Annotated in this window: 17 protein-coding genes; 13 read left to right on the forward strand and 4 right to left on the reverse strand. The window is 70.4% G+C overall.

The annotated features are described in order from the left end of the window. The first annotated feature begins 172 nt into the window (after positions 1-172). Together PCA76_RS32485 and PCA76_RS32490 are read left to right on the forward strand one after the other, a co-directional pair. Positions 173-811 (forward strand): PadR family transcriptional regulator, encoded by a 639-nt coding sequence (locus PCA76_RS32485; RefSeq protein WP_272614358.1) that lies wholly within the window; start codon positions 173-175, stop codon positions 809-811. A gap of 23 nt (positions 812-834) precedes the next feature. Beyond that, complete coding sequence (locus tag PCA76_RS32490; RefSeq protein ID WP_272614359.1) at positions 835-1,914, forward strand: inositol-3-phosphate synthase; 1,080 nt, start codon at positions 835-837, stop codon at positions 1,912-1,914. A 90-nt stretch (positions 1,915-2,004) separates the two neighbouring features. Here the strand turns inward: PCA76_RS32490 and PCA76_RS32495 are convergent, their stop codons facing one another. Further along, entirely contained in the window at positions 2,005-2,490 is a 486-nt protein-coding gene (locus tag PCA76_RS32495; RefSeq protein ID WP_272614360.1) for a methylated-DNA--[protein]-cysteine S-methyltransferase, read from the reverse strand. Positions 2,491-2,568: 78 nt separating this feature from the next. Here PCA76_RS32495 and PCA76_RS32500 point away from each other — a divergent pair, with 78 nt between their 5' ends. Together PCA76_RS32500 and PCA76_RS32505 are read left to right on the forward strand one after the other, a co-directional pair. Next, complete coding sequence (locus PCA76_RS32500) at positions 2,569-3,081, forward strand: hypothetical protein (RefSeq protein WP_442930185.1); 513 nt, start codon at positions 2,569-2,571, stop codon at positions 3,079-3,081. Positions 3,082-3,107: 26 nt separating this feature from the next. After that, a complete protein-coding gene (locus PCA76_RS32505) occupies positions 3,108-4,625 on the forward strand; it encodes a flotillin family protein (protein WP_272614362.1) in 1,518 nt (505 codons plus the stop codon). A gap of 46 nt (positions 4,626-4,671) precedes the next feature. Here the strand turns inward: PCA76_RS32505 and PCA76_RS32510 are convergent, their stop codons facing one another. Continuing rightward, positions 4,672-6,132, reverse strand: coding sequence for a CCA tRNA nucleotidyltransferase (locus tag PCA76_RS32510; protein WP_272614363.1), 1,461 nt, complete (start codon positions 6,130-6,132; stop codon positions 4,672-4,674). Positions 6,133-6,258: 126 nt separating this feature from the next. Between PCA76_RS32510 and murJ the strand changes: the two genes are divergently transcribed. From murJ to PCA76_RS32545, 7 genes are all read left to right on the forward strand, one after another. Further along, positions 6,259-8,016, forward strand: coding sequence for a murein biosynthesis integral membrane protein MurJ (gene murJ, locus PCA76_RS32515; RefSeq protein ID WP_272614364.1), 1,758 nt, complete (start codon positions 6,259-6,261; stop codon positions 8,014-8,016). Positions 8,017-8,461: 445 nt separating this feature from the next. Beyond that, positions 8,462-10,078 carry a protein kinase family protein gene (locus tag PCA76_RS32520; protein ID WP_272614366.1) on the forward strand — a complete coding sequence of 539 codons (1,617 nt, stop codon included), beginning with the start codon at positions 8,462-8,464 and terminating at the stop codon, positions 10,076-10,078. A gap of 43 nt (positions 10,079-10,121) precedes the next feature. Beyond that, positions 10,122-10,838 carry an RNA polymerase sigma factor SigM gene (sigM, locus tag PCA76_RS32525; RefSeq protein WP_272614367.1) on the forward strand — a complete coding sequence of 239 codons (717 nt, stop codon included), beginning with the start codon at positions 10,122-10,124 and terminating at the stop codon, positions 10,836-10,838. Then, positions 10,835-11,830, forward strand: coding sequence for a hypothetical protein (locus PCA76_RS32530; protein ID WP_272614368.1), 996 nt, complete (start codon positions 10,835-10,837; stop codon positions 11,828-11,830). The genes sigM and PCA76_RS32530 overlap by 4 nt, the downstream gene beginning before the upstream one ends. A gap of 183 nt (positions 11,831-12,013) precedes the next feature. Continuing rightward, positions 12,014-12,964 (forward strand): thioredoxin-disulfide reductase, encoded by a 951-nt coding sequence (gene trxB / locus PCA76_RS32535; RefSeq protein WP_272614369.1) that lies wholly within the window; start codon positions 12,014-12,016, stop codon positions 12,962-12,964. Between the two features lie 32 nt (positions 12,965-12,996). Next, the gene (gene trxA / locus PCA76_RS32540) at positions 12,997-13,320 is read left to right on the forward strand and encodes a thioredoxin (protein WP_272614370.1); all 324 of its coding nucleotides are present in this window, start codon (positions 12,997-12,999) and stop codon (positions 13,318-13,320) included. A 171-nt stretch (positions 13,321-13,491) separates the two neighbouring features. Further along, on the forward strand, positions 13,492-14,649 hold the full coding sequence (locus PCA76_RS32545; RefSeq protein ID WP_272614371.1) for an N-acetylmuramoyl-L-alanine amidase: 1,158 nt from the start codon (positions 13,492-13,494) through the stop codon (positions 14,647-14,649). A 19-nt stretch (positions 14,650-14,668) separates the two neighbouring features. On the opposite strand, the gene PCA76_RS32550 is transcribed toward PCA76_RS32545, so the two are convergent. Then, positions 14,669-15,334 carry a GNAT family N-acetyltransferase gene (locus PCA76_RS32550; RefSeq protein ID WP_272614372.1) on the reverse strand — a complete coding sequence of 222 codons (666 nt, stop codon included), beginning with the start codon at positions 15,332-15,334 and terminating at the stop codon, positions 14,669-14,671. Between the two features lie 293 nt (positions 15,335-15,627). Between PCA76_RS32550 and PCA76_RS32555 the strand changes: the two genes are divergently transcribed. Further along, on the forward strand, positions 15,628-16,941 hold the full coding sequence (locus tag PCA76_RS32555; RefSeq protein ID WP_272614373.1) for an aminotransferase-like domain-containing protein: 1,314 nt from the start codon (positions 15,628-15,630) through the stop codon (positions 16,939-16,941). Positions 16,942-16,948: 7 nt separating this feature from the next. Then, the gene (locus tag PCA76_RS32560; RefSeq protein ID WP_272614374.1) at positions 16,949-17,953 is read left to right on the forward strand and encodes a D-alanine--D-alanine ligase family protein; all 1,005 of its coding nucleotides are present in this window, start codon (positions 16,949-16,951) and stop codon (positions 17,951-17,953) included. Positions 17,954-18,061: 108 nt separating this feature from the next. Here the strand turns inward: PCA76_RS32560 and PCA76_RS32565 are convergent, their stop codons facing one another. Further along, complete coding sequence (locus PCA76_RS32565) at positions 18,062-19,000, reverse strand: hypothetical protein (RefSeq protein ID WP_442930291.1); 939 nt, start codon at positions 18,998-19,000, stop codon at positions 18,062-18,064. Positions 19,001-20,551 lie beyond the last annotated feature (1,551 nt).

Consider the following 20,551-nt stretch of genomic DNA (forward strand, 5'->3'; position numbering starts at 1 on the left):
GAGAAGGGTACGCGGTCCGGCCCGAGCAGGCGACCATGCTCACAATCCGTGACGTTACCGTCCTGGAACGGGGGTTTGCCCTGGCCGACGCGACCCGCTAACGTGCGATGTATCGGTTCGATACATCGCGGCGGTTACCACTTCACGCCGGAGGGTAAAGAGAGGGTGGCCAGTGCTCGAGTTCGCCATCCTCGGCCTCCTGCAAGAGTCTCCGATGCACGGCTATGAGCTGCGCAAGGAGCTGACCGCCAAACTCGGTGCGATCCGGGCGGCAATCAGCTACGGCTCGCTCTACCCGACCCTACGCAGGCTGCAGGCGGCGGGATGGATCACCGAAGCTGCTGAGACGCCCGCCACTGCCGAGGAGGTTCCCGCGCTGACCAGCCGACGAGGTCGGGTGGTCTACAAAATCACCGCGGAGGGCAAGGAACGCTTCGCCCAGCTGATCGCACAGGCAGGGCCCGAGACGTACGACGACGCGGGCTTCGGGGTGCACTTCGCGTTCTTCGCCCGGACCGACCAGGCGACCCGACTGCGCATTCTGGAGGGTCGCCGCCGCAAGATCGAGGAGCGTCGCGAAGGGCTTCGTGACGTGCTGGGCCGGGCGGCCGAGCGCCTCGACGCTTACACGCTGGAACTGCAGCGCCACGGCCTTGACGCCTGTGAGCGCGAGGTCCGCTGGCTGGAGGAGCTCATCGCCAACGAGCGCTCCGGCCGAGCCCCGACGGTCCCGAACATCGGGACAGCCGGCGGCCGACGACAAGACAACAGCCCGCCTCCGCCTGGAGAGACCAGGAATGAGCGGCCGTGACAGAAAAGAAGGAGGCAGACGCTATGGGCTCCGTCCGCGTCGCCATCGTCGGTGTGGGTAACTGCGCCTCGTCCCTGATTCAGGGCGTCGAGTACTACCGGAACGCCGACCCGAACGACCGCGTCCCGGGTCTCATGCACGTCACCTTCGGCGACTACCACGTCTCTGACGTGCAGTTCGTCGCCGCGTTCGACGTGGACGCCAAAAAGGTGGGCATGGACCTCTCGGAGGCGATCGTCGCCAGCGAGAACAACACCATCAAGCTCTGCGACGTACCGCCGACCGGCGTGTCCGTGCAGCGCGGCCCGACCTTCGATGGTCTGGGTGAGTACTACCGCGAGATCGTCGAGGAGTCCGACGCCGCGCCCGTCGACGTGGCGCAGGCGCTGCGCGACGCGCAGGTCGACGTCGTCGTCTCCTACCTGCCGGTCGGCTCCGAGCTGGCCGACAAGTTCTACGCCCAGGCCGCGATCGACGCCGGTTGCGCGTTCGTCAACGCCCTGCCGGTCTTCATCGCCTCCGACCCCGAGTGGGCCAAGAAGTTCGAGGACGCGGGCCTGCCGATCGTCGGCGACGACATCAAGAGCCAGGTCGGCGCCACCATCGTGCACCGCGCTCTCGCGAAGCTCTTCGAGGACCGCGGGGTCGAGCTGCTGCGCACGTACCAGCTCAACTTCGGCGGCAACATGGACTTCATGAACATGCTGGAGCGCAAGCGGCTCGTCTCGAAGAAGATCTCGAAGACCCAGTCGGTCACCTCGCAGATCCCGCACGAGATGAGCAAGAGCGACGTGCACATCGGCCCGTCGGACCACGTGCCGTGGCTGGACGACCGCAAGTGGGCGTACATCCGCCTGGAGGGCCGTTCGTTCGGTGACACCCCGCTCAACGCCGAGCTCAAGCTCGAGGTGTGGGACTCGCCGAACTCGGCCGGCGTCATCATCGACGCGGTCCGGGCCGCCAAGATCGCGCTGGACCGGAAGATCGCCGGGCCGATCCTGTCGGCCTCGTCGTACTTCATGAAGTCCCCGCCGGTGCAGTACGCCGACCACGACGCCCACCAGGCCGTCGAGGAGTTCATCGCCGGCGAGGTCGAGCGCTGACCCGCTGAACGCACAGCACTACTCAGCACAACACGGCGAGGGCCGGATCCGTTCGGATCCGGCCCTCGCCGTGTTCAGCTCGACATTGCGTCAACCGTGGGACCAGGCGTTTCGCAGCGCGACGCCGGCCTCCAGCTCCAACAACTTGACCTTGCGAGGCAGGCCCCCACCGAAGCCGACCAGCTTGCCGCCCGCGCCGACGATCCGGTGACACGGCACGATCACCGGGACCGGGTTGCGGTTACAGGCCACGCCCACCGCCCGTGCCGCTCCGGGATCGCCGACCAGTCGCGCCACCTCGCCGTACGTCAGCGTCTCCCCGTACGGAATCCGCGTCATCTCCCGCCACACGGCGCGTTCGAAGTCGGAGCCGCGCGGCACCGACACCGGAACGGTGAACGCCGTCAACTCACCGGCGAAGTACGCCCGCAGCTCGTCGACGGCCTGCCGGGACAGCGCGTGGTCGGGTTGCTCGGTGGCCGCGTCGACCCGGCCGAAATGCGCGCCGCAGACGCTCGTGCCGTCGGTGGCGACGGAGAACTCACCGATCGGTGAGTCGAGCACGGCCCAGCGCATCCACCCATTCTCCCCGACCCGGCGTACCCCGCCGGCAGGAGGCGACCGGCGTTGCGCGGCGTCGATACCGTTCAGGTCGTGGCAACGGGGACGCTCATCTTTTTGATCATCGGCGGGGCGGGCATCGGGGTGCTCGCGCTCGCACTGCTCGGCACCGAGATTTTCCAGTTCGGGCACGCCGACGTGGACGGTCCGATCTCGGTCGAAACGGTCGCCGGCTTTGCCGGGGCGTTCGGGTTCGGCGCGGCCATCGTCAACGAGTTGCTCGGTGCGCGTACACCGGGCATGCTCGTCGGCGCGGCGGCCGGTGGCGTGCTCGCGGCCGTGCCCACCGGCTGGTTGGCGTCCCGGCTGAGCCGGGCGGCGCGGAACATGCGCACCGACCCCACCCCCACCCGCGACGACCTGGTCGGCGCGCTCGGCCTGGTCGTCACCCCGGTGCCGGTCGACGGCTACGGCGAGGTCCGGGTACGCCTCGCCGGCCAACCGGTCAAGCTCAGCGCCCGCGCGGACAAGCCGATACCGCTCGGCACCCAGGTCTTCGTGGTGCAGGCGCTCAGCGAGACCAGCGTGCACGTCGAAACCTACTGACTTCCTCTCGTAGACGGGACTTCTCTATGGCCCTGCTCATCGCCATCGGTGGTGCGGTCCTCCTCGCGCTCATCCTGGTGCTCTTCGTGCTCTCCCGGATCAAGGTGGCCGGACCGAACGAGGCGTTCATCGTCACCGGCCGCAAGGGCCGCACCACGCAGACCGCCGACGGCGCCCGGTCGACCGACAACTCCGGGCAGAAGGTCGTGCTGGGCGCCTCGGTCTTCGTGCTGCCGGTGGTGCAGAAGCTCCAGTCGCTCGACCTGTCCAGCCGGCGGATCGACGTCGGCATCCGGGGCGCGGTCAGCAAGCAGGGCATCCGCGCCGATCTGCACGGCGTGGCGATCGTCAAGGTCGGCGGGACCGAGGACGCGATCCGGGCCGCTGCCCAGCGGTTCCTGCACCAGCAGGACGAGATCGACAACTTCACCCGGGAGGTGCTCGCCGGGGCGCTGCGCTCGATCGTGGGCCGGCTCACCGTCGAGGAGGTCATCCGGGACCGGGCGGCGTTCGCGAGCGCCGTGGCCGAGGAGGCCGAGCACTCGATGACCAACCAGGGTCTCGTGCTGGACACCTTCCAACTCCAGGACATCCTCGCCGAAGGGTCCTACCTGCAGGACCTCGGCCGACCCGAGGCCGCCCGCGTGCTCAAGGACGCGGCCATCGCCGAGGCGCGGGCCCGGCAGCAGGCCGAGCAGGAACGGCTGCTCGCCGAAGAGGCCATCGCGGAGGCGAACCGGAACCTGTCCCTCAAGCAGGCCGGCATCCAGGCCGAGATCGACGCGGCGAAGGCGAAGTCCGCCGCGGCCGGTCCGCTCGCTCAGGCTGAGCGGGACCAGGCGATCCTCTCCGAGCAGCAGAAGGTCGCCGAGCGCAACGCCGAACTCAAGCAGCGCCAGCTGGACACCGAGGTGCGCAAGCCCGCCGACGCGGCCCGGTACAAGGTGGAGCAGGAGGCCGAGGCGTCCCGCAACGCGGCCGTGCTGCACGCGGACGCCCAACGGCAGTCGGTCATCGCCGCCGCGCAGGCCTCCGCCGAGCAGGCGCGACTCACCGGTGAGGGCGAGCGGGCGCGGCGTGCCGCGCTCGCCGAGGCGAACGCGATCGAGGGCGCCAAGGAAGGTGAGGCCGAGCAGCGCCGACGCTCGGCGATCGCCGAGGCGGTGGAGCGGGAGGGTCAGGCCGAGGCCGCAGCCATCCTCGCCAAGGGTGAGGCGGAGGCGGACGCGATGGCGCGCAAGGCCGAGGCGTTCGCCGCGTACGGGGAGGCAGCGGTGTTGGACCTCCTGGTCAAGGTGCTGCCGCAGGTGGTGGCGGCGGCCAGCGCGCCGATCGGGGCGATCGACAAGATGACCGTCATCTCCACCGACGGTGCCTCGTCGCTGACGAAGTCGGTGGCCGGCAACGTCGCCCAGGGGCTCCAGCTCGGCAGCGACCTGACCGGGATCGACCTGCCCGGTCTGCTGGCCCGGCTCGGCTCGGCGTCCGCCCCGGCCAGCAAGGACAACGGCTCGGTGGACGGGACGGCCGTCGAGACCCGCTGACGGATGTACGCCGACGGGCGCCGCTCCCGGAGTCGGGGCGGCGCCCTCAGTCGATCAGGCCCTCGGCGCGGGCCCACCGCAGCAGTTCCACCTCGGCGGCGTCGCGGTCCAGCGGCCCGTGTTCGAGGCGCTGCTCCTTGAGGTGCTTCCAGGCCCGCCCGACCACAGGCCCCGGCGGTACGCCGAGCAACTCCATGATCGCGTTGCCGTCCAGGTCGGGGCGGACCCGGGCCAGGTCCTCCTCGGCCTCGATCCGGGCGATCCGATCCTCCAGCGCGTCGTAGTCGGCCGCGAGCTGGGCGGCCTTGCGCCGGTTGCGGGTCGTGCAGTCCGAGCGGGTCAGTTTGTGCAGCCGGGGCAGCAGATCACCGGCGTCGGCGACGTAGCGACGCACCGCCGAGTCGGTCCACTCGCCCCGCCCGTACCCGTAGAAGCGCAGGTGCAGCGCGACCAGCGCGGTCACCTTCGCGGTGATCTCCTTCGGGTACCGCATCGCCTTCATCCGAGCCTTGGTCAGCCGTGCACCGACCACCTCGTGGTGGTGGAAGCTGACCCGACCGTCGGGGGCGGCGGCCTTGGTCGCCGGCTTGCCCACGTCGTGCATGAGGGCGGCCATCCGCAGAATGAAGTCGCAGCCCTCCTCCTCGAAGGAGACCGCGTTCTCGACGACCGTCAGCGTGTGCTCGTAGACGTCCTTGTGCTGGGCGTGCTCGTCGATCTCCAGCTTCAGCCCGGTCAGCTCCGGCAGGAACCGCTCGGCCAGCCCGGTGTCGACCAGCAGCCGCAACCCGGTGATCGGGTCGACGCCGCAGAGCAGCTTGGTGAACTCGTCGCGGATCCGCTCGGCGGTGATCCGGTCCAGGTCGGCGGCCATCTCGCCCATCGCCTTGTGCACGTCCGGGTGCACGGCGAAGCGCAACTGCGCGGCGAACCGGGCGGCCCGCAGCATCCGCAACGGGTCGTCGCCGAACGACTCACGCGGGGTGCTGGGGGTACGGATCACCTTGGCCGAGATGTCGTCCAGCCCGCCGTGCGGGTCGGTGAACCGGTGTTCCGGCAGGCTGACCGCCATCGCGTTGATCGTGAAGTCGCGCCTCTTCAGGTCCTCGTCGAGGCTGGTGCCGTACACCACCATCGGGTTACGGCTGACCTGGTCGTACGACTCCGCTCGGAAGGTGGTGATCTCCAGCCGGAGGCCGTCGCGCTGGGCGCCGATGGTGCCGAACTCCCGACCGGTCTCCCAGATCGACTCGGCCCAACCCTTGATGATCCGCAGCGTCTCGTCGGGGTGCGCGTCGGTGCAGAAGTCGAGGTCGTCCCCGAGTCGGCCGAGCAGGGCATCCCGTACCGAACCGCCCACCAGGTGCAGCTCGTGACCGGCGCGGACGAACCGGCGGCCCAACTCGTCGGCGACCGGGGAGACCCGGAGCAGTTCGGCGACGGCGTTGCGTTGCGCTGCGGTGAGTTCGCGACGGTCGGCGGCGTGGGGAACAGAGGCTTCGGACATGGGACCGCCAGCGTATCGGGCCGGGGTGTGATCCGATCCGCCGGGCGCGGGTAACAGGTAGCGGTTGACTAAGGTCTGTGGCGTGCGGGTCGGTGCCCGGCTCGACGTACCCCTGGGAGGCTGGAGATGAGCGGCGGGCTCTACCGCAGCGCGAATGCCGCGCACGACGGCGGGCCCGGAGCCGGCGGGCGCCCGGGAGACGAGGCGATCTTCATCTCCGCCGAGCCGCTCAACCAGCCAGCCATGGAATCGACCGCGCCGCCGCAGGAGCAGGTGGCCGAGGCGAGTGCAGCGACCAACAGCGCCATGATGGCGGTCGGCAGCCTGGTCAGCCGTGGCACTGGTTTTCTGCGTACGTTGGCGTTGACCGCCGCGCTCGGTGGCGCGCTGGTTGGCGACGCGTACACCACCGCGCAGATTCTTCCCGGAATGGTCTACGAGTTCCTGCTCGGCGGCATCCTCACCAGCGTCCTGATTCCGGTGCTGGTCCGTCGGCGCAAGATCGACACCGATGGTGGTCAGGCGTACGCCCAGCGGCTGCTGACCCTCGCGGTGCTTGCCCTCGCCGTCGCGGCGCTGGTGGCGGTGGCCTTCGCCTCGGTGTTGACCTCGCTCTACGCCAGCAAGAAGACGGGCGCGGACTTCCGGAGCCTGGTCACGGCCCTGTCGTACCTGATGTTGCCGATGATCTTCTTCACCGGCCTCAGCGCGCTGATCAGCGCAGTGCTGAACACGCGGGGGCACTTCGCCGCACCGATGTGGGCGCCGATCCTGAACAACATCGTGGTGATCGCCACCGCGGGCCTGTATATCGCGATCTTCGGTGCGGAGATCGTCCGTCCCGAGGAGATGACCACCGGCCGGATCCTGCTGATCGGTGGCGGCACCCTGCTCGGCGTCGCAATCCAGGCCGCTGGGCTGCTGCCGGCGCTGCGCAAGGTCGGCTTCCGCTGGCGTTTCCGGTTCGATTTCCGCACCCTCGGCCTGCGTGAGCTGGGACGCCTCGGCGGCTGGATGTTCTGTTACGTCGCGGTGAGCCAGGTCGGCCTGATCGTGCTGTTCAACCTGCTGAACCGGGCAGGTAAGGAGAACGCCGCCGGCCCGCTGATCTACAACAACGTGTTCCTGCTGCTGATGATGGCGCACGGCATCATCGCCGTCTCGATCATCACGGCGCTGATGCCCCGGATGAGCGCGGCCGCCGCCGACGGCCGGTACTCCGACCTCGCCGCCGACCTCTCCCGGGGCACCCGAACCGTCTCGGCGGTGCTCGCCCCGATCGCGGTCTGCTACGCGGTACTGGCCACTCCACTAGCTGTGACGCTGTTCCGCTACGGCGCGTTCACCGACGAGAACGCGTCCGACACGTCGCTGGTGCTGCTGCTGGCGGCGCTGGCGCTCGTGCCGTTCGCCATCAGCCAGCTCTTCACCTTTGCCTTCTACGCCCTGCCGGACACCCGCACCCCGGCACTGATCAACATTCCGGTTGTCGCGCTGCGGATCGGCGTGCAGGTGGTGCTCTACGTCGCCTTCGCCGCGCACTTCGCCGCAGCCGGGATGATGATCGGCAACGCCGTGTCCTACCTGGCTGCGGCGTTCGCCTCCGCCTGGCTGCTGCGGCCCCGGGTCGGCCGGATCGGGATGGGCGCCATCCTGCGCACCCTCGGCCGGGTGGCGGTCGCCGCGTTGGGTGCCGCGCTGGTTGGTCTGCTCGTGGTGAGCCTGCTGCCCGGGGGTGAAACGCCGAGTTGGTGGCAGGCCGTGGCGCAGCTCGTGATCGGCGGCGTGGTGATCGGCGGGACCTACCTCGGTCTGGCCATGCTGCTGCGGATCAGCGAGATCACCGAGGTGGTCGGCATGGTCCGCCGCCGCCTCGGTCGCTAAAAGCCAGCATCCGATTACAACAAGTTGACATCCACACGGAATGTGACCGCGGATCACCAGGCTGGGGACGCACCTGTGGATAACTCCGCGATTCGCCGGTCAACCACCGCATCAACCTGTGGATAACCAACCGTACGGCTGAGCGTGGCAGTCCGATCGGCGGGAACATCCCCGTTGGCGGGACCGCCGCACCACCCCGGCCCCGGCGTCGGTCACTTGCGGTGAAGCCGTAGATTGGCTAGTACATGTGCCAGCAACGTGGCTGACAACGGTCGTAACCGGACGAGTTCTCCGACTGCCGAAATCCCGCCGGGTGCGGCGGGAAGATGACATGTCGGGGAGACGGGCAACCCGGGTAAGGTCGCTCTCGACGGATACGGCAGGGGCCAACGCTGCGCGTTGACACCGGTCGGCCGGTTCCTTCAACGGCAGAGCGGGAAGCCACATGCCCAGCAGTTCGGGTCCATCGATCGACACGATCACCGAGGGAGGACGGGTGACCCAGGTCGGCGAGGGTCAGGAGGCAGACGAAAGCGCTCCTCCGGTCATGACCTTCGGTGCTCCCACGGCCGGTGAAGTCCTCGCCGAGCGGTACGAACTGGTTGAGCACATCAACAACGACAGCGCGGGTCGGCTGGTCTGGCGCGGGGTCGACGTCATCCTGCGCCGCCCCGTCGCGGTGGTGCTGCGCTACCCGGGTGGCGACTCCGCCACCGAGATGCTTCAGGCCGCCGTCGCGGCCAGCCGGGTCATCCACCCCAACCTGGTCGGCGTCTACGACGCGATCGACGAGGCCGACCGGGCGTACGTGGTGCGCGAGTGGGTCGACGGGCAGTCCCTGCGGGACCTGGCGACCGACGGCCCACTGGATCCGGCTCGCGCCACCGCGATCGGCAACGCCGTCGCGAGCGCACTCGCCGCAGTGCACGCCACCGGCATGGTCCACGGCAATGTCCACCCCGGCACCGTCATGATCAGTGACGAGGGCCGCGTGGTCCTGGCCGACGCCCGCACCGATGGCGCCGACAGCCAGGAGAACGACATCCGGGCGGTCGGCGGTGTCCTCTACTTCGCACTGACCGGCTCCTGGCCGCACGCCGAGGCACCACTGCACGGCGCCACCGCCGGCCACGGCCGCGCCGCCATCCCGGACGCGGTCCGGGACGCCGGGGGTGCCATCGCGGCACCCCGCCAGGTCCGGGCAGGTGTGCCCGCGTACCTGGACGACCTGACCATGGATCTGCTGGACGCCGAGATCGCACCGCCGTCCTCCGATGTGCTCGCCGCCGAGCTGGCCCGTCTGGACGTGCCGACCGAGGAGGAGCACTACCTCGACAACAGCGGGCCGCTGCGGTTCGCCGCCGACACCGAAGAGGAGCCGTCGCCGCTGGCGGCGGCCGGCGGGCGCAAGGTCGCAGTGGGCATCGCCGGTCTGCTGGCGGTCGCCCTGGTCGGTCTGCTGATCGGGATCAGCGCGCTGAACGGCAAGGACAAGGACCAGCAGGCCAACCAGGGCCCCGCCCCCACGTCCAGCGCCCCAGCCGGCGGTGCCGCCACCCCGGCCGCCGCCGTGGTGCGCAAGCTGCCCGTGAAGAGCGTCCGGATCATCGACCCGGACAGCAAACTGCGCGATGAGCTGGGCGACGCCGACAAGGTGATCGACGGCGACGCCGACAAGGGCTGGGAAACCGACACGTACACGGCGGCCAAGTTCGGCAACAACAAGTCCGGCATGGGGGTCTGGCTGGACCTGGGCGAGCCGCACAGCGTCAAGTCGGTGCAGGTGGTGCTCTCGGCGACCGGGGCGTCCGCCCAGCTCCTCACCGGCACCATCGCCCCACCGTCGACCTCTGCCGGTGACAAGCAACTTGTCGCAAACTACAAGACCGCCCAGAACGCCATCGGGCAGCCGTTCGAGGACCACGACGGCACCACCATGGCGTTCAACGGCTTCGACGTGGACAAGAAATACCAGTACCTGCTGTTCTGGATCACCGAGTTGCCGGCCAGCGACCGGGGCTTCCAGGTCGACGTCCAGGAGATCACGGTCCAGGGGTCGTGATCCCGGCACCTCCACCGGGGCACCACATCCGCAGGACGTGGTGATGGACGGGCACGCCGCCGCTACGGATCTCGAGCTGCTGCGTGCCCACGTCGATGGCGACCCACACGCCTTCGCCGAGCTGTTCCATCGGCACCGCGACCGGCTCTGGGCGGTGGCCCTGCGTACGCTGGGCGACCGCGAGGACGCCGCCGACGCACTCCAGGACGCGCTGCTCTCCGCGCACCGGGCGGCGGCCCGGTTCCGAGGTGACTCCGCCGTCACCACCTGGCTGCACCGCATCGTGGTGAACGCCTGCCTGGACCGGATCCGTCGCCGGCAGGCGCACCCGACCGTGCCGCTCCCGGATGGAAACCGTGCGGAGGACCGATCGGGCGTCGGCGGGGTGGAGCCGGCCGCACCGGCGGAGGACCACGACACCGCGCTGGTGGTCCGCGAAGCGCTCGCCGCGCTGCCCTTCGAGCAACGCGCCGCGCTGGTGCTGGTAGACGTGCAGGGCTACCCGGTCGTCGAGGTCGCCCGCATCCTCGGTGTTGCCGAGGGAACGGTGAAGAGCCGGTGCGCCCGGGGCCGGGCCCGGCTGGCGGTGATGCTCGGGCACCTTCGCCCGGCCGTCGCCGCAACGCCCTCGGTCCGGCCGGCCCCGGCCGGGCCGATCAGGGACGTGCCGGGCGTCACGCTGGGGAACCCGAGTCCAGCGGAGGGCGTCGGATCGGGGTCGGGCCGGTATCGGCGGGACGCCAACCAGGAGGACACGTGACGACCGAGGGGTTCCGGGAGGTCGACGACGACCTTCTCGCTGACTACCTCGGCGGGGCGTTGGACGGCACCCCGCAGCAGGACGAGGTCGCCCAGCTGGTGTCCGCGGACCCGGCCTGGGCCGAGGCGTACACGCTGCTGGCCTCCGCGCTGACGCAGGTCAATAACGACCTGGCCCGCTGGGCTGAGCCGCCGCCGGAGATGCCGCCGGAGATCGCCGATCGCCTCTCCGCCGCGTTGGCCGCTGCGGAGCCGGTGCAGACCGGCACCCCGGTCGACGAGGACACGGCCGCCGCGACGCCACTGGTCGTACCGGTGCAGGGCGGGGCCGGTCGACGGCCGGCCAGCCCGACACCGACCGGGTCCGGGCGCGGGGCGCCCACCGGCCCGGGTCGCCGCCGGGGCGGCTGGGCCCGCCGCGGCGCACCGGTGGCCGCCGCCGCGATCGCCGTCGTCGCGGTCGCGCTGGGCCTCAACCAGCTGTCGATGAGCGCTTCGGACGACGCCGGCGTCGTCGGCGCCCTGGACCACCCGGTCAGCGCACCCGAGGGCGCCGCGGCGGCCGGGGCGGTCCGCACCACCGGACCGGCACTGCGCACCGGTACGGACTACACGCCGCAGACCCTCGGCGACGCGCCGAGCAGTGACGCGCAGAGCATCCCGACCCCCAGCCGAGCGGCCAGCAAAACACCCGACACGCAGCCTGGGGTGGACGCCGAGGGGGATCGACGTCCGACGGCCGGCGTGCTGGACCAACTGGCTCGGCTGACCGACGAGGCCGCGCTGTCCACGTGCCTGGCCGACGTGGCGGCGGAGCACGGATCCGCCCCGCTGGTGGTCGAGGTGCTGGAATACGCGCGGTTCCAGGGAGAGCAGGCGCTGGTCATCCGTTTCACCGACGCAACCGGGGCCCGGTGGGCCTGGGTGAGCGGCCCGGAGTGCGGAGTGCCCGGGTCCGGCTCGGACAGCCGGTATTCAGCGCGGGTAGGGTGAATCCACGGTCAACGGCACGATGACCGTCCACGTGACCTGACCCACCGGATGCCCGGCTCGGGAATCTCCAGTTCGTACGATGACGTTCTGGAAGTCAGCTGTCGACCCCACCCAGGCGTCGGCAACTCGGATCAGCATCGGTGCTCGCGCCGACGCCGAACACACACAACTCGGGAGACGGCAGTGGACGAGGTCCGCAACCTGATCATCATCGGCTCGGGGCCGGCCGGCTACACGGCGGCGGTGTACGCCGCACGCGCCAACCTGAAGCCCCTGATCATCGAGGGCGTGCAGTCCGGTGGCGCGCTGATGACCACGACCGAGGTGGAAAACTTCCCCGGCTTCGCTGACGGCATCCTCGGCCCTGAGCTGATGGACAACATGCGCAAGCAGGCCGAGCGGTTCGGCGCCGAGTTCCTCACCGACGACGTGACCCGGGTCGAGCTGGTGGACACCGGCGACGCCGGCTCCGGCGCGGTGAGCACCGTCTGGGTCGGCGAGACCGCCTACCGGGCCCGATCCGTCATCCTCTCCACCGGTTCGGCCTGGCGTCCGCTGGGCGTGCCCGGCGAGCAGGAATACCTTGGCCACGGCGTCTCCTCGTGTGCCACCTGTGACGGCTTCTTCTTCCGCAACCACCACATCGTGGTCGTCGGTGGCGGCGACTCGGCGATGGAGGAGGCCAGCTTCCTCACCCGCTTCGCCGAGTCGGTCACGATCATCCACCGCCGCGACTCGTTCCGGGCCAGCAAGATCATGGCTGAGCGGGCGTTGAGCAACGAGAAGATCAAGGTCGAGTGGAACAGCGCCGTCGAGGAGATCCTCGGCGACGACGGCAAGGTCACCGGCGTACGGGTTCGCAACGTGCACACCGGCGAGACCAAGGTGCTGGACGTGACCGGCGTCTTCGTGGCCATCGGCCACGACCCCCGCAGCGAGCTCTTCCGTGACCAGGTCGAGATGGACGACGAGGGCTACGTCAAGGTCCAGGCCCCCGGCACCCACACCAACGTGCCCGGCGTCTTCGCGGCCGGCGACCTGGTCGACCACACCTACCGTCAGGCGATCACCGCGGCCGGCACCGGCTGTGCCGCCGCGCTCGACGCCGAACGGTTCATCGCGACGCTCAGCTGAAGCAACGCAACACATCCCGGAGGAGGGGCATAGTGGGAAAGACCAAGGCGGTCACGGACGCGAGTTTCATCGTCGACGTGCTGCAGGCCGACAAGCCGGTTCTGGTGGACTTCTGGGCCGAGTGGTGCGGGCCGTGCCGCAAGGTGTCGCCGCTGCTCGAGGAGATCGCCGGCGAGATGGGTGACCAGGTCACCATCGTCAAACTCAACATCGACGAGAACCCCGAGACCGCCCGGGCCTACCGGGTGATGTCGGTGCCGACGCTCACCGTCTTCAAGAATGGCCAGCCGGTGCAGTCGATCGCCGGTGCCAAGCCGAAGGGTGAGCTGGTGCGGCTCATCGAATCGGCTCTCTGACCAGCAGAAACGTCAACCGAACCCCGTACCCGATCGTCGGGTGCGGGGTTCGTTGTCGTCCCGGCCGTACCGTCGACGTTTTTCCCGGCCCGAGCCACCTCGCCGCCCCGGAACGCATAGCCTCAAGCCTGGGCCGCCCGGCCAGCGAGCGTCGTGCAGAGGGGGTCGTGCGTGCGTCCGATCCGACCCGGTGACCGGGGACCCGCCGTCACGGAGATCCGTACCATCCTGATCGGCCTCGACCTGCTCAGCACCGGACCGCACGACGAGTTCGACCTCGACACCGAGCGGGCGGTCCGCGCCTTCCAGCAGTCTCGTGGGCTGAGCGTGGACGGCCGGGTCGGGGCGGAGACCTGGCGCGCCCTGGACGCCGCCCGCTGGCGGCTCGGCGCCCGCACCCTCTACCACGCGGTCCCCGAGCCGCTCACCGGCGAGGATGTCCGGTCACTGCAGGAGCGACTACTGGAGATGGGGTACGACGTGGGCCGGGCGGACGCCATCTACGGCATCCGGACGTCCCGGGCGGTGGCCCAGTTCCAGCGCGAGGTCGGGCTCACCCCCGACGGCTCCTGCGGCCCACACACGATGAACGCGCTCCGTCGGATCGGCCGCAAGGTGGTCGGTGGCCGCCCGCAGTGGCTCCGCGAGTCTGACGCGATCCGGCAGTCCGGGCCGGCGCTGGTCGGCAAGACGGTGGTCATCGACCCGGGGCACGGGGGCACCGACCCCGGGATGGTGGTGCCCGACGGGTCGCTGCGCTGGACCGAGGCGGACCTGATGCACGACCTGGCCAGCCGCCTGGAGGGGCGACTCGCCGCGACCGGGGTGCGGGTGCAGCTCACCCGGGGCCCGGCGCCCGACAGTTGCCTGCCGGACACCGACCGGGCCCTGCTGGCCAACTCGCTGGGTGCCGACGTGTTCATCTCGCTGCACCTGGACGGCCACGCCAACCCGGATGCGGAGGGCGTCGCGACCTACCACTACGGCACCGACAACGGGGTGACCTCGGCGACCGGTGAGCGCCTGGCCGGGTTGGTGCAGCGGGAGATCGTCGCCCGGACCGGGCTGCGGGACTGCCGTACCCACGCCAAGACATGGGACCTGCTGCGACTGACGCGGATGCCCGCCGTCCGGGTCGAGGTCGGCTACCTCACCTCGCCCACGGACCGCGCCCAACTGGTCGACCCCCGGTTCCGGGACCGTGTGGTGGAGGCGATCGTGGCAGCGGTGCAACGGATGTACTACCCGATCGAACGGGACGTTCCGACCGGTTCGCTGGACGTCAGCGAACTGCGGGCCGTCGTGACCGCCGGCACGGTGGTCGACTGATTCGCCGCTGGCCCAGCGGTCAGCCGTTGGCGGCGTGGGTAGCCGGGGCGGGACGAACCGGGCGGAGCAGGGTCTCCGGGCTCATCGAGCCCAGCAGCTTCTCCAGCGCGTACTCGACGTCGGACTTCCAGCTCAGCGCCGTACGCAGCTCCAGGCGCAGCCGGGGGAAGCGCGGATGCGGACGTACGGTCTTGAACCCCACTGACAGGAAGAAATCGACGGGTGCCACGCAGCCACCCGCAGGGTCGTCCGCGTCGCCGAACTTCGCGTCGCCGAACGCCTCGATGGCCTTGATCCCCCGCTTGGTCAGGTCACGGGCGACGCCCTGCACCAGCATCCGACCCAACCCGCCACCGGCGAAGGCGGCGACCACGTTGGCGGTCATCAGTAGTACCGCGTCAGCGGAGACCGGCGAGGTCGGGAACGCCATCGAGCGGGGTACGTAGGCGGGCGGGGCGTACATCACGAAGCCCGCCGGCATGCCGTCGACGTAGGCGAGCTTGCCGCAGGAGCCCCACTCCAGCAGCGTCTGGGAGACCCACGCCTCTTTCTCCAGGCCCGGATCCCCGGCGGCGCAGGCCCGGTCCGCGGAGACCGGATCGAGCTCCCAGTAGACGCATTGCCGGCACGGGCGAGGAACGTCTTCCAACGTGTCGAGGGTCAGGCTGACCAGACGTCGCGACATTGACGCATCCCCACAATAGGCTCGGTGGTGAGACCGGCATGGAACGACAGCGCCGCCTTCCTGCCCCCGACGAGCGATCGTACGCCGCCAATCGGCGGTACGGGAGGGGACGCGCAGATGCCCACCACACGGGGGCACGCCGGTGACGGTCCGCCATGTGGTCGATCCGTCTCAGCACTCCGGCAGCGCGGCTCTGCCGGACTAGGATCGACATTTGGTGTCCCCGCCGCCATGGTCACCGGTGTCTGGGGTACCCGGGCGGGAGCCACCCGAGCAGCAATCGAGGTGAGGTCATGACCGGCACGACTCTCGACGACTACACCGACCGGTACGCCCGGCGGGTACGCGGGATGACCGCCTCCGAGATTCGAGCATTGTTCGCGGTGGCCAGCCGCCCGGAGGTCGTCTCGCTCGCTGGCGGCGCACCGTACATCGCCGCCCTGCCCCTGGACGCGGTCGGTGAGATGCTCGGCCGGCTCGGCTCCGAGCACGGCGAGACCACCCTTCAGTACGGCATCGGTCAGGGCACCCTCGAGCTGCGCGAACGGATCTGTGAGGTGATGTCGCTCTCCGGGATCGACGCCGCGTGCGGCGCTTCCCCGGAGGACGTCGTGGTCACCGTGGGCGGGCAGCAGGCACTGGACCTGGTGGCCCGACTCTTCCTCGACCCGGGTGACGTGGTGCTCGCCGAGGGGCCGACGTACGTCGGTGCGCTAGGAGTGTTCCAGGCCGCCCAGGCACAGGTTGTGCACGTACCGATGGATGCGGACGGCCTGATCCCGGAGGCGCTGGAGACGGCCATCGCCGACCTTGCCCGCGCGGGCCGGCGGGTGAAGTTCCTCTACACGATCCCCACCTACCAGAACCCGACCGGCGTGACGCTCAGCGAGGAGCGCCGGGAACGGGTGCTCGACATCTGTGAGCGCGCCGGCCTGCTCGTCGTCGAGGACGACCCGTACGGTCAGCTGGGCTTCGAGGGTGAGGCGCCGGCTCCCCTGCGGGCCCGCCGCCGGGACGGGGTCTTCTACCTCAGCACCTTCTCCAAGACCTTCGCGCCCGGGCTGCGGGTCGGCTGGATCCTGGCGCCACACGCGGTCCGCGACAAGCTGGTCATCGCCAGCGAGGCGCAGATCCTCTGCCCCAGCGGCTTCGCCCAGGCCGCGGTGGCCACCTACCTGCGCACCATGCCCTGGCGGCAGCAGCTCAAGGTCTATCGCGAGGTCTACCGGGAACGCCGGGACGCCCTGCTCGACGCGATGGCCGACCTGATGCCCGAGGGCACCAGCTGGACCACTCCGGCCGGCGGTCTCTTCGTGTGGGCCACCCTGCCGGACGGGCTCGACTCGAAGGCCATGATGCCGCGAGCGGTCGCCGCCCGGGTCGCCTACGTACCCGGCACCGGTTTCTACGCCGACGGCACCGGCACCGGCACCATGCGGTTGAATTTCAGCTTCCCGCCGCCGGAGCGGATCCGCGAGGGCGTCCGCCGGCTGGCCGGTGTGATGGAGCAGGAGATCGCCATGCGCCGGGTCTTCGGTGCCGTGGGCGGCGCCACCGGCCGACGCGGCCGGGCCGGCTCCGACGTGCCAGGCCCCGACTTGGCATGATGCCGGCATGGGTACGACCGCCGTCGAGCGCTTCCTCGTGACCGATCCCGCCGTCTCGGCCGACCTGCGCGTTGTAGTGCTCGCGGGTGGGCTCTCCTACGAACGGGACGTGTCACTGCGCTCCGGTCGCCGGGTGCTCGACGCCCTGCGTGCCATCGGGGTGGAGGCCGAGCTGCGGGACGCCGACGTGACGCTGCTGCCGGCGCTGGCCGCCGATCCGCCGGACGCCGTGGTGATCGCACTGCACGGGGCCACCGGCGAGGACGGCTCGCTGCGCGGAGTGCTGGACCTGTGCGACATCCCGTACGTCGGCTGCGACGCCAGAGCCTCCCGAGTCGCCTGGGACAAGCCCTCGGCCAAGGCGGTGCTCCGCGAGGCCGGCATCCCCACCCCGGACTGGGTGGCCCTACCGCACGATCGCTTCTCCGAGCTTGGCGCGGTCGCCGTGCTGGACCGGATCGTCGACCGGCTGGGCCTCCCGCTGATGGTCAAGCCGGCGCAGGGCGGGTCAGGGCTGGGTGGCGCGGTGGTCCGCGAGGCTGCGGCGATGCCGGCCGCGATGGTCGGCTGCTTCGCGTACCACTCGACCGCTCTGGTGGAACGGTACGTACCCGGCATAGACGTGGCGGTCTCGGTGGTGGACCTCGGCGACGGACCGCAGGCGCTGCCGCCGGTGGAGATCGTGCCGCGCAACGGCGTGTACGACTATGCCGCCCGCTACACGGCGGGACGCACCACCTGGCACGCTCCGGCTCGGTTCGCCCCCGAGGTGAATGCCGCGGTCGCTGACGTCGCCCTGGCCGCGCACACCGCGCTCGGTCTGCGGGACCTCTCTCGCGTCGACGTGATCGTGGACGCCGCCGGCCAGCCGCACGTGCTGGAGGTCAACGTCTCGCCGGGCATGACGGAGACGTCACTGCTGCCGCTCGCCGCGCAGGCGGCCGGGCTGGACTTCGGCCGACTCCTCGGCACCCTGGTCGCCCGCGCGGCGGCCCGCCTCACCACTCGCTGACCCACTCACCAACCAGGGCGCGGTGCTGCCCATGGGCGACCATGAGGTTGGCGCGGGCGTCGCAGGCCCGGGGTTGCCGCCGTCGCCAATCTCCTGGTCGGTCCAGCATCAGTTGGTGGTGCGTACGTCAGGTGCGTCGAGCCCGTTGGTGTGTGAGGTCGCGCCAGGTGCCGCACCGGCGGTGCCGATGCCCGGGGTGCCGCTCTTCGGGGTGCCGGTGGTGTCCGGGGTGCCGCTGCCCTGGGCGGCCGGTTCGGTGGCCTCGTCGGCGGTACCGGGGGTGGCCTCGCTGGCGGTGCCGTCGGCTGGGCCGCGGCGGACTGCGGGTCCGTTGGTGGACGGCTCCACCGCGTCGGCGGCCGATGCTGGGGCCGGGGCAGCGGACGCTGGAGTGCCGGACGTTGGAGTGCCGCTCGCCACGTTGGCGGCGGATGCCGACGTGATTGTCTTGCCCGCTGGCTCGGTGACGGTGACCGTGGAGCCAGCATCGGGGTCCGTGTCCACGACGACGGGATCGACTGAGGGCGCCGTGTCGCCGTCGGTCGGATCGTCATCGGAAGTGGAGTCGAGCGCTGGTTCCGGGATCTCCTCAGCCGCCTCGATGACCGAGACAGCCGCTGCGGCAGCCGCGGCCGCCTCCGCTGCGGCAGCGGCATCCGCGGCGGCGGACTGGGCCAACAGGCTCGACGGTGCCTGCCACTGGATGCGCGGCGGTTCGGCGAGGGGGCGGCCACCAAACTCGGCGAGCCAGGCGGCGACGAGCGCCAGATTCTCCCGCCACTGCGCCTCGGAGATCGGCGGCAGAATCGAATCCCACAGTGACAGGAAAGTGCCCCGCAGCTGAAGGCGCCCGTACGGCCGGGCGAGGAACCACATGTGCAGGTGAGCCGAGCCGTCGCCCCACCGGTTGACGTGCACCCGCGCCACGCCGTCGAGAGACCGGATGGCCCGCTCCAGACGAACGGTCATCACCCCCAACTCGGCAGCGAGCAGGTTCGGTAGGTCACCGAGGTCGAGGTGGGTCCGCGATTCCAGGATGAGCACCATGGGCAGTCCGGTAGGCCGGTCCATGGCGCGTACCCGCCACCGCTCTCCGACCCAGATGTAGGCGTCGTCGGGTGCGTTGCATGCGGTGCATTCCCGGAGACCCTCGCCCTTCCGGGGCGGTTCGACCGGGACCGGATCATCGAGTTGCTTCACGTGGAGGTCCCCCTCGAAGGGGAACGACGGCCACTGGGTGAAGTCCGGGACTGAGGGAGGGGTGTCGTGCACGACGCTGACCCTAACCGAGTCTGGCACCGCTGTCCCTACCTGTTTGATCGGTCCGGGCCTACCGGATCAGCGCCCTTCGTCGATCGAGTGGGCCCCGTCACCACTGTGCCGTGGAGCGATATCCACAGGCTGCCGAGATCCTGAACACAGGCCGTCATCCACAGGCCCGCACCCGCTCCCACGCGCTGTTTCACGTGAAACGGGGGGTGCCTGTGGACAACGGGTGTGGATAACTTTTTGGCCCCTCGGTCGTTGCCCGCGAACCGCTGGACCATCAAACGGGGACTACCCACCGTCGGTCCGGCGGGATGACCCGCGAGGCTGCCCAGCCGGTCCGTCATTCCGTCTGTTACGGGTCTCACCAACTCCGGTCGCGCAACCGGGCCTTTGTCCTCTGTCGCAAAGCTCGGTGGACGCCGCGCCCCCGATGGACAGGGCCCCGCCGACCTCTCACTTGCCTAGCCGCAACGGGGGTGCGGTCCATGCCCGGCGCCAGCCGCTGACACGTCTGCGGGAACACCGGTACCACCGGGCTCAGATCCACCACGAGCGTGTCGCCCCGGTGAGCCACCACCATGGCTCGCCGACAGCACGATTAGCCTTCCTCGCGGTCCTGCTCCGCCTCGGGGGTTGTGGGCCCGGAAGCCCTCTCGGTCAGGCGTGCGCGTGGAGCGGCGGTCGCCGGCCGCCGCACTCGCCGTCGGGCTAGCCGGAGCAGCGCGCCGCGCCGGTACGAGGCATGCGGGCGCAGCGACGGTCGCCTGTCGGGCTTTGCTCAGCCCCCATCGGTCGTGCGCCTTCAGCCTTGAATCGCAGTCCGTGGGCGGCCAACGAAGAGGCGACGGGCGATTGGGCGGCTCGGTTTGGCGCTCACGCGCAACGAGAAGGCCTCAGGATGGTCGAGTCGACCGCAACTACCCCCTGCGGCGCACGAGCCGGCAGCGGGCCGCTGGGCGGCGCGCAAGGGCACTCATGGTCATCCTCCTGCACCCCGAGTGCTCCGCAGGCTCTCGGCGGCCTCCGTTTCACGTGAAACAGGCCGGAGCGGTGCGCTGTTGGGCGAGCGGATCGCGAGCAACGGCCGACAGGGACCGGGGCTGGGTGAGGCGGAGTATCTCGGCCGCACCGAGACCGGTGACGCAGAGACCAACAGCGAAGCGGAGACCGACGGCGAAGCGGAACCCGACGGCGAAGCGGACCCGAGACAGCGAAGCGGATCCGGCAGCGAAGGCGGAACCGGCTCCGCTGTTTCACGTGAAACACGGCGGGTCGGATGCAGAACGGCCGCGCACCCCTCGGGGGTAGCGCGGCCGTTGGTAGAGGGCG

Origin of the sequence: Micromonospora sp. LH3U1, assembly GCF_028475105.1 — a bacterium.
Lineage (GTDB): Bacteria > Actinomycetota > Actinomycetes > Mycobacteriales > Micromonosporaceae > Micromonospora.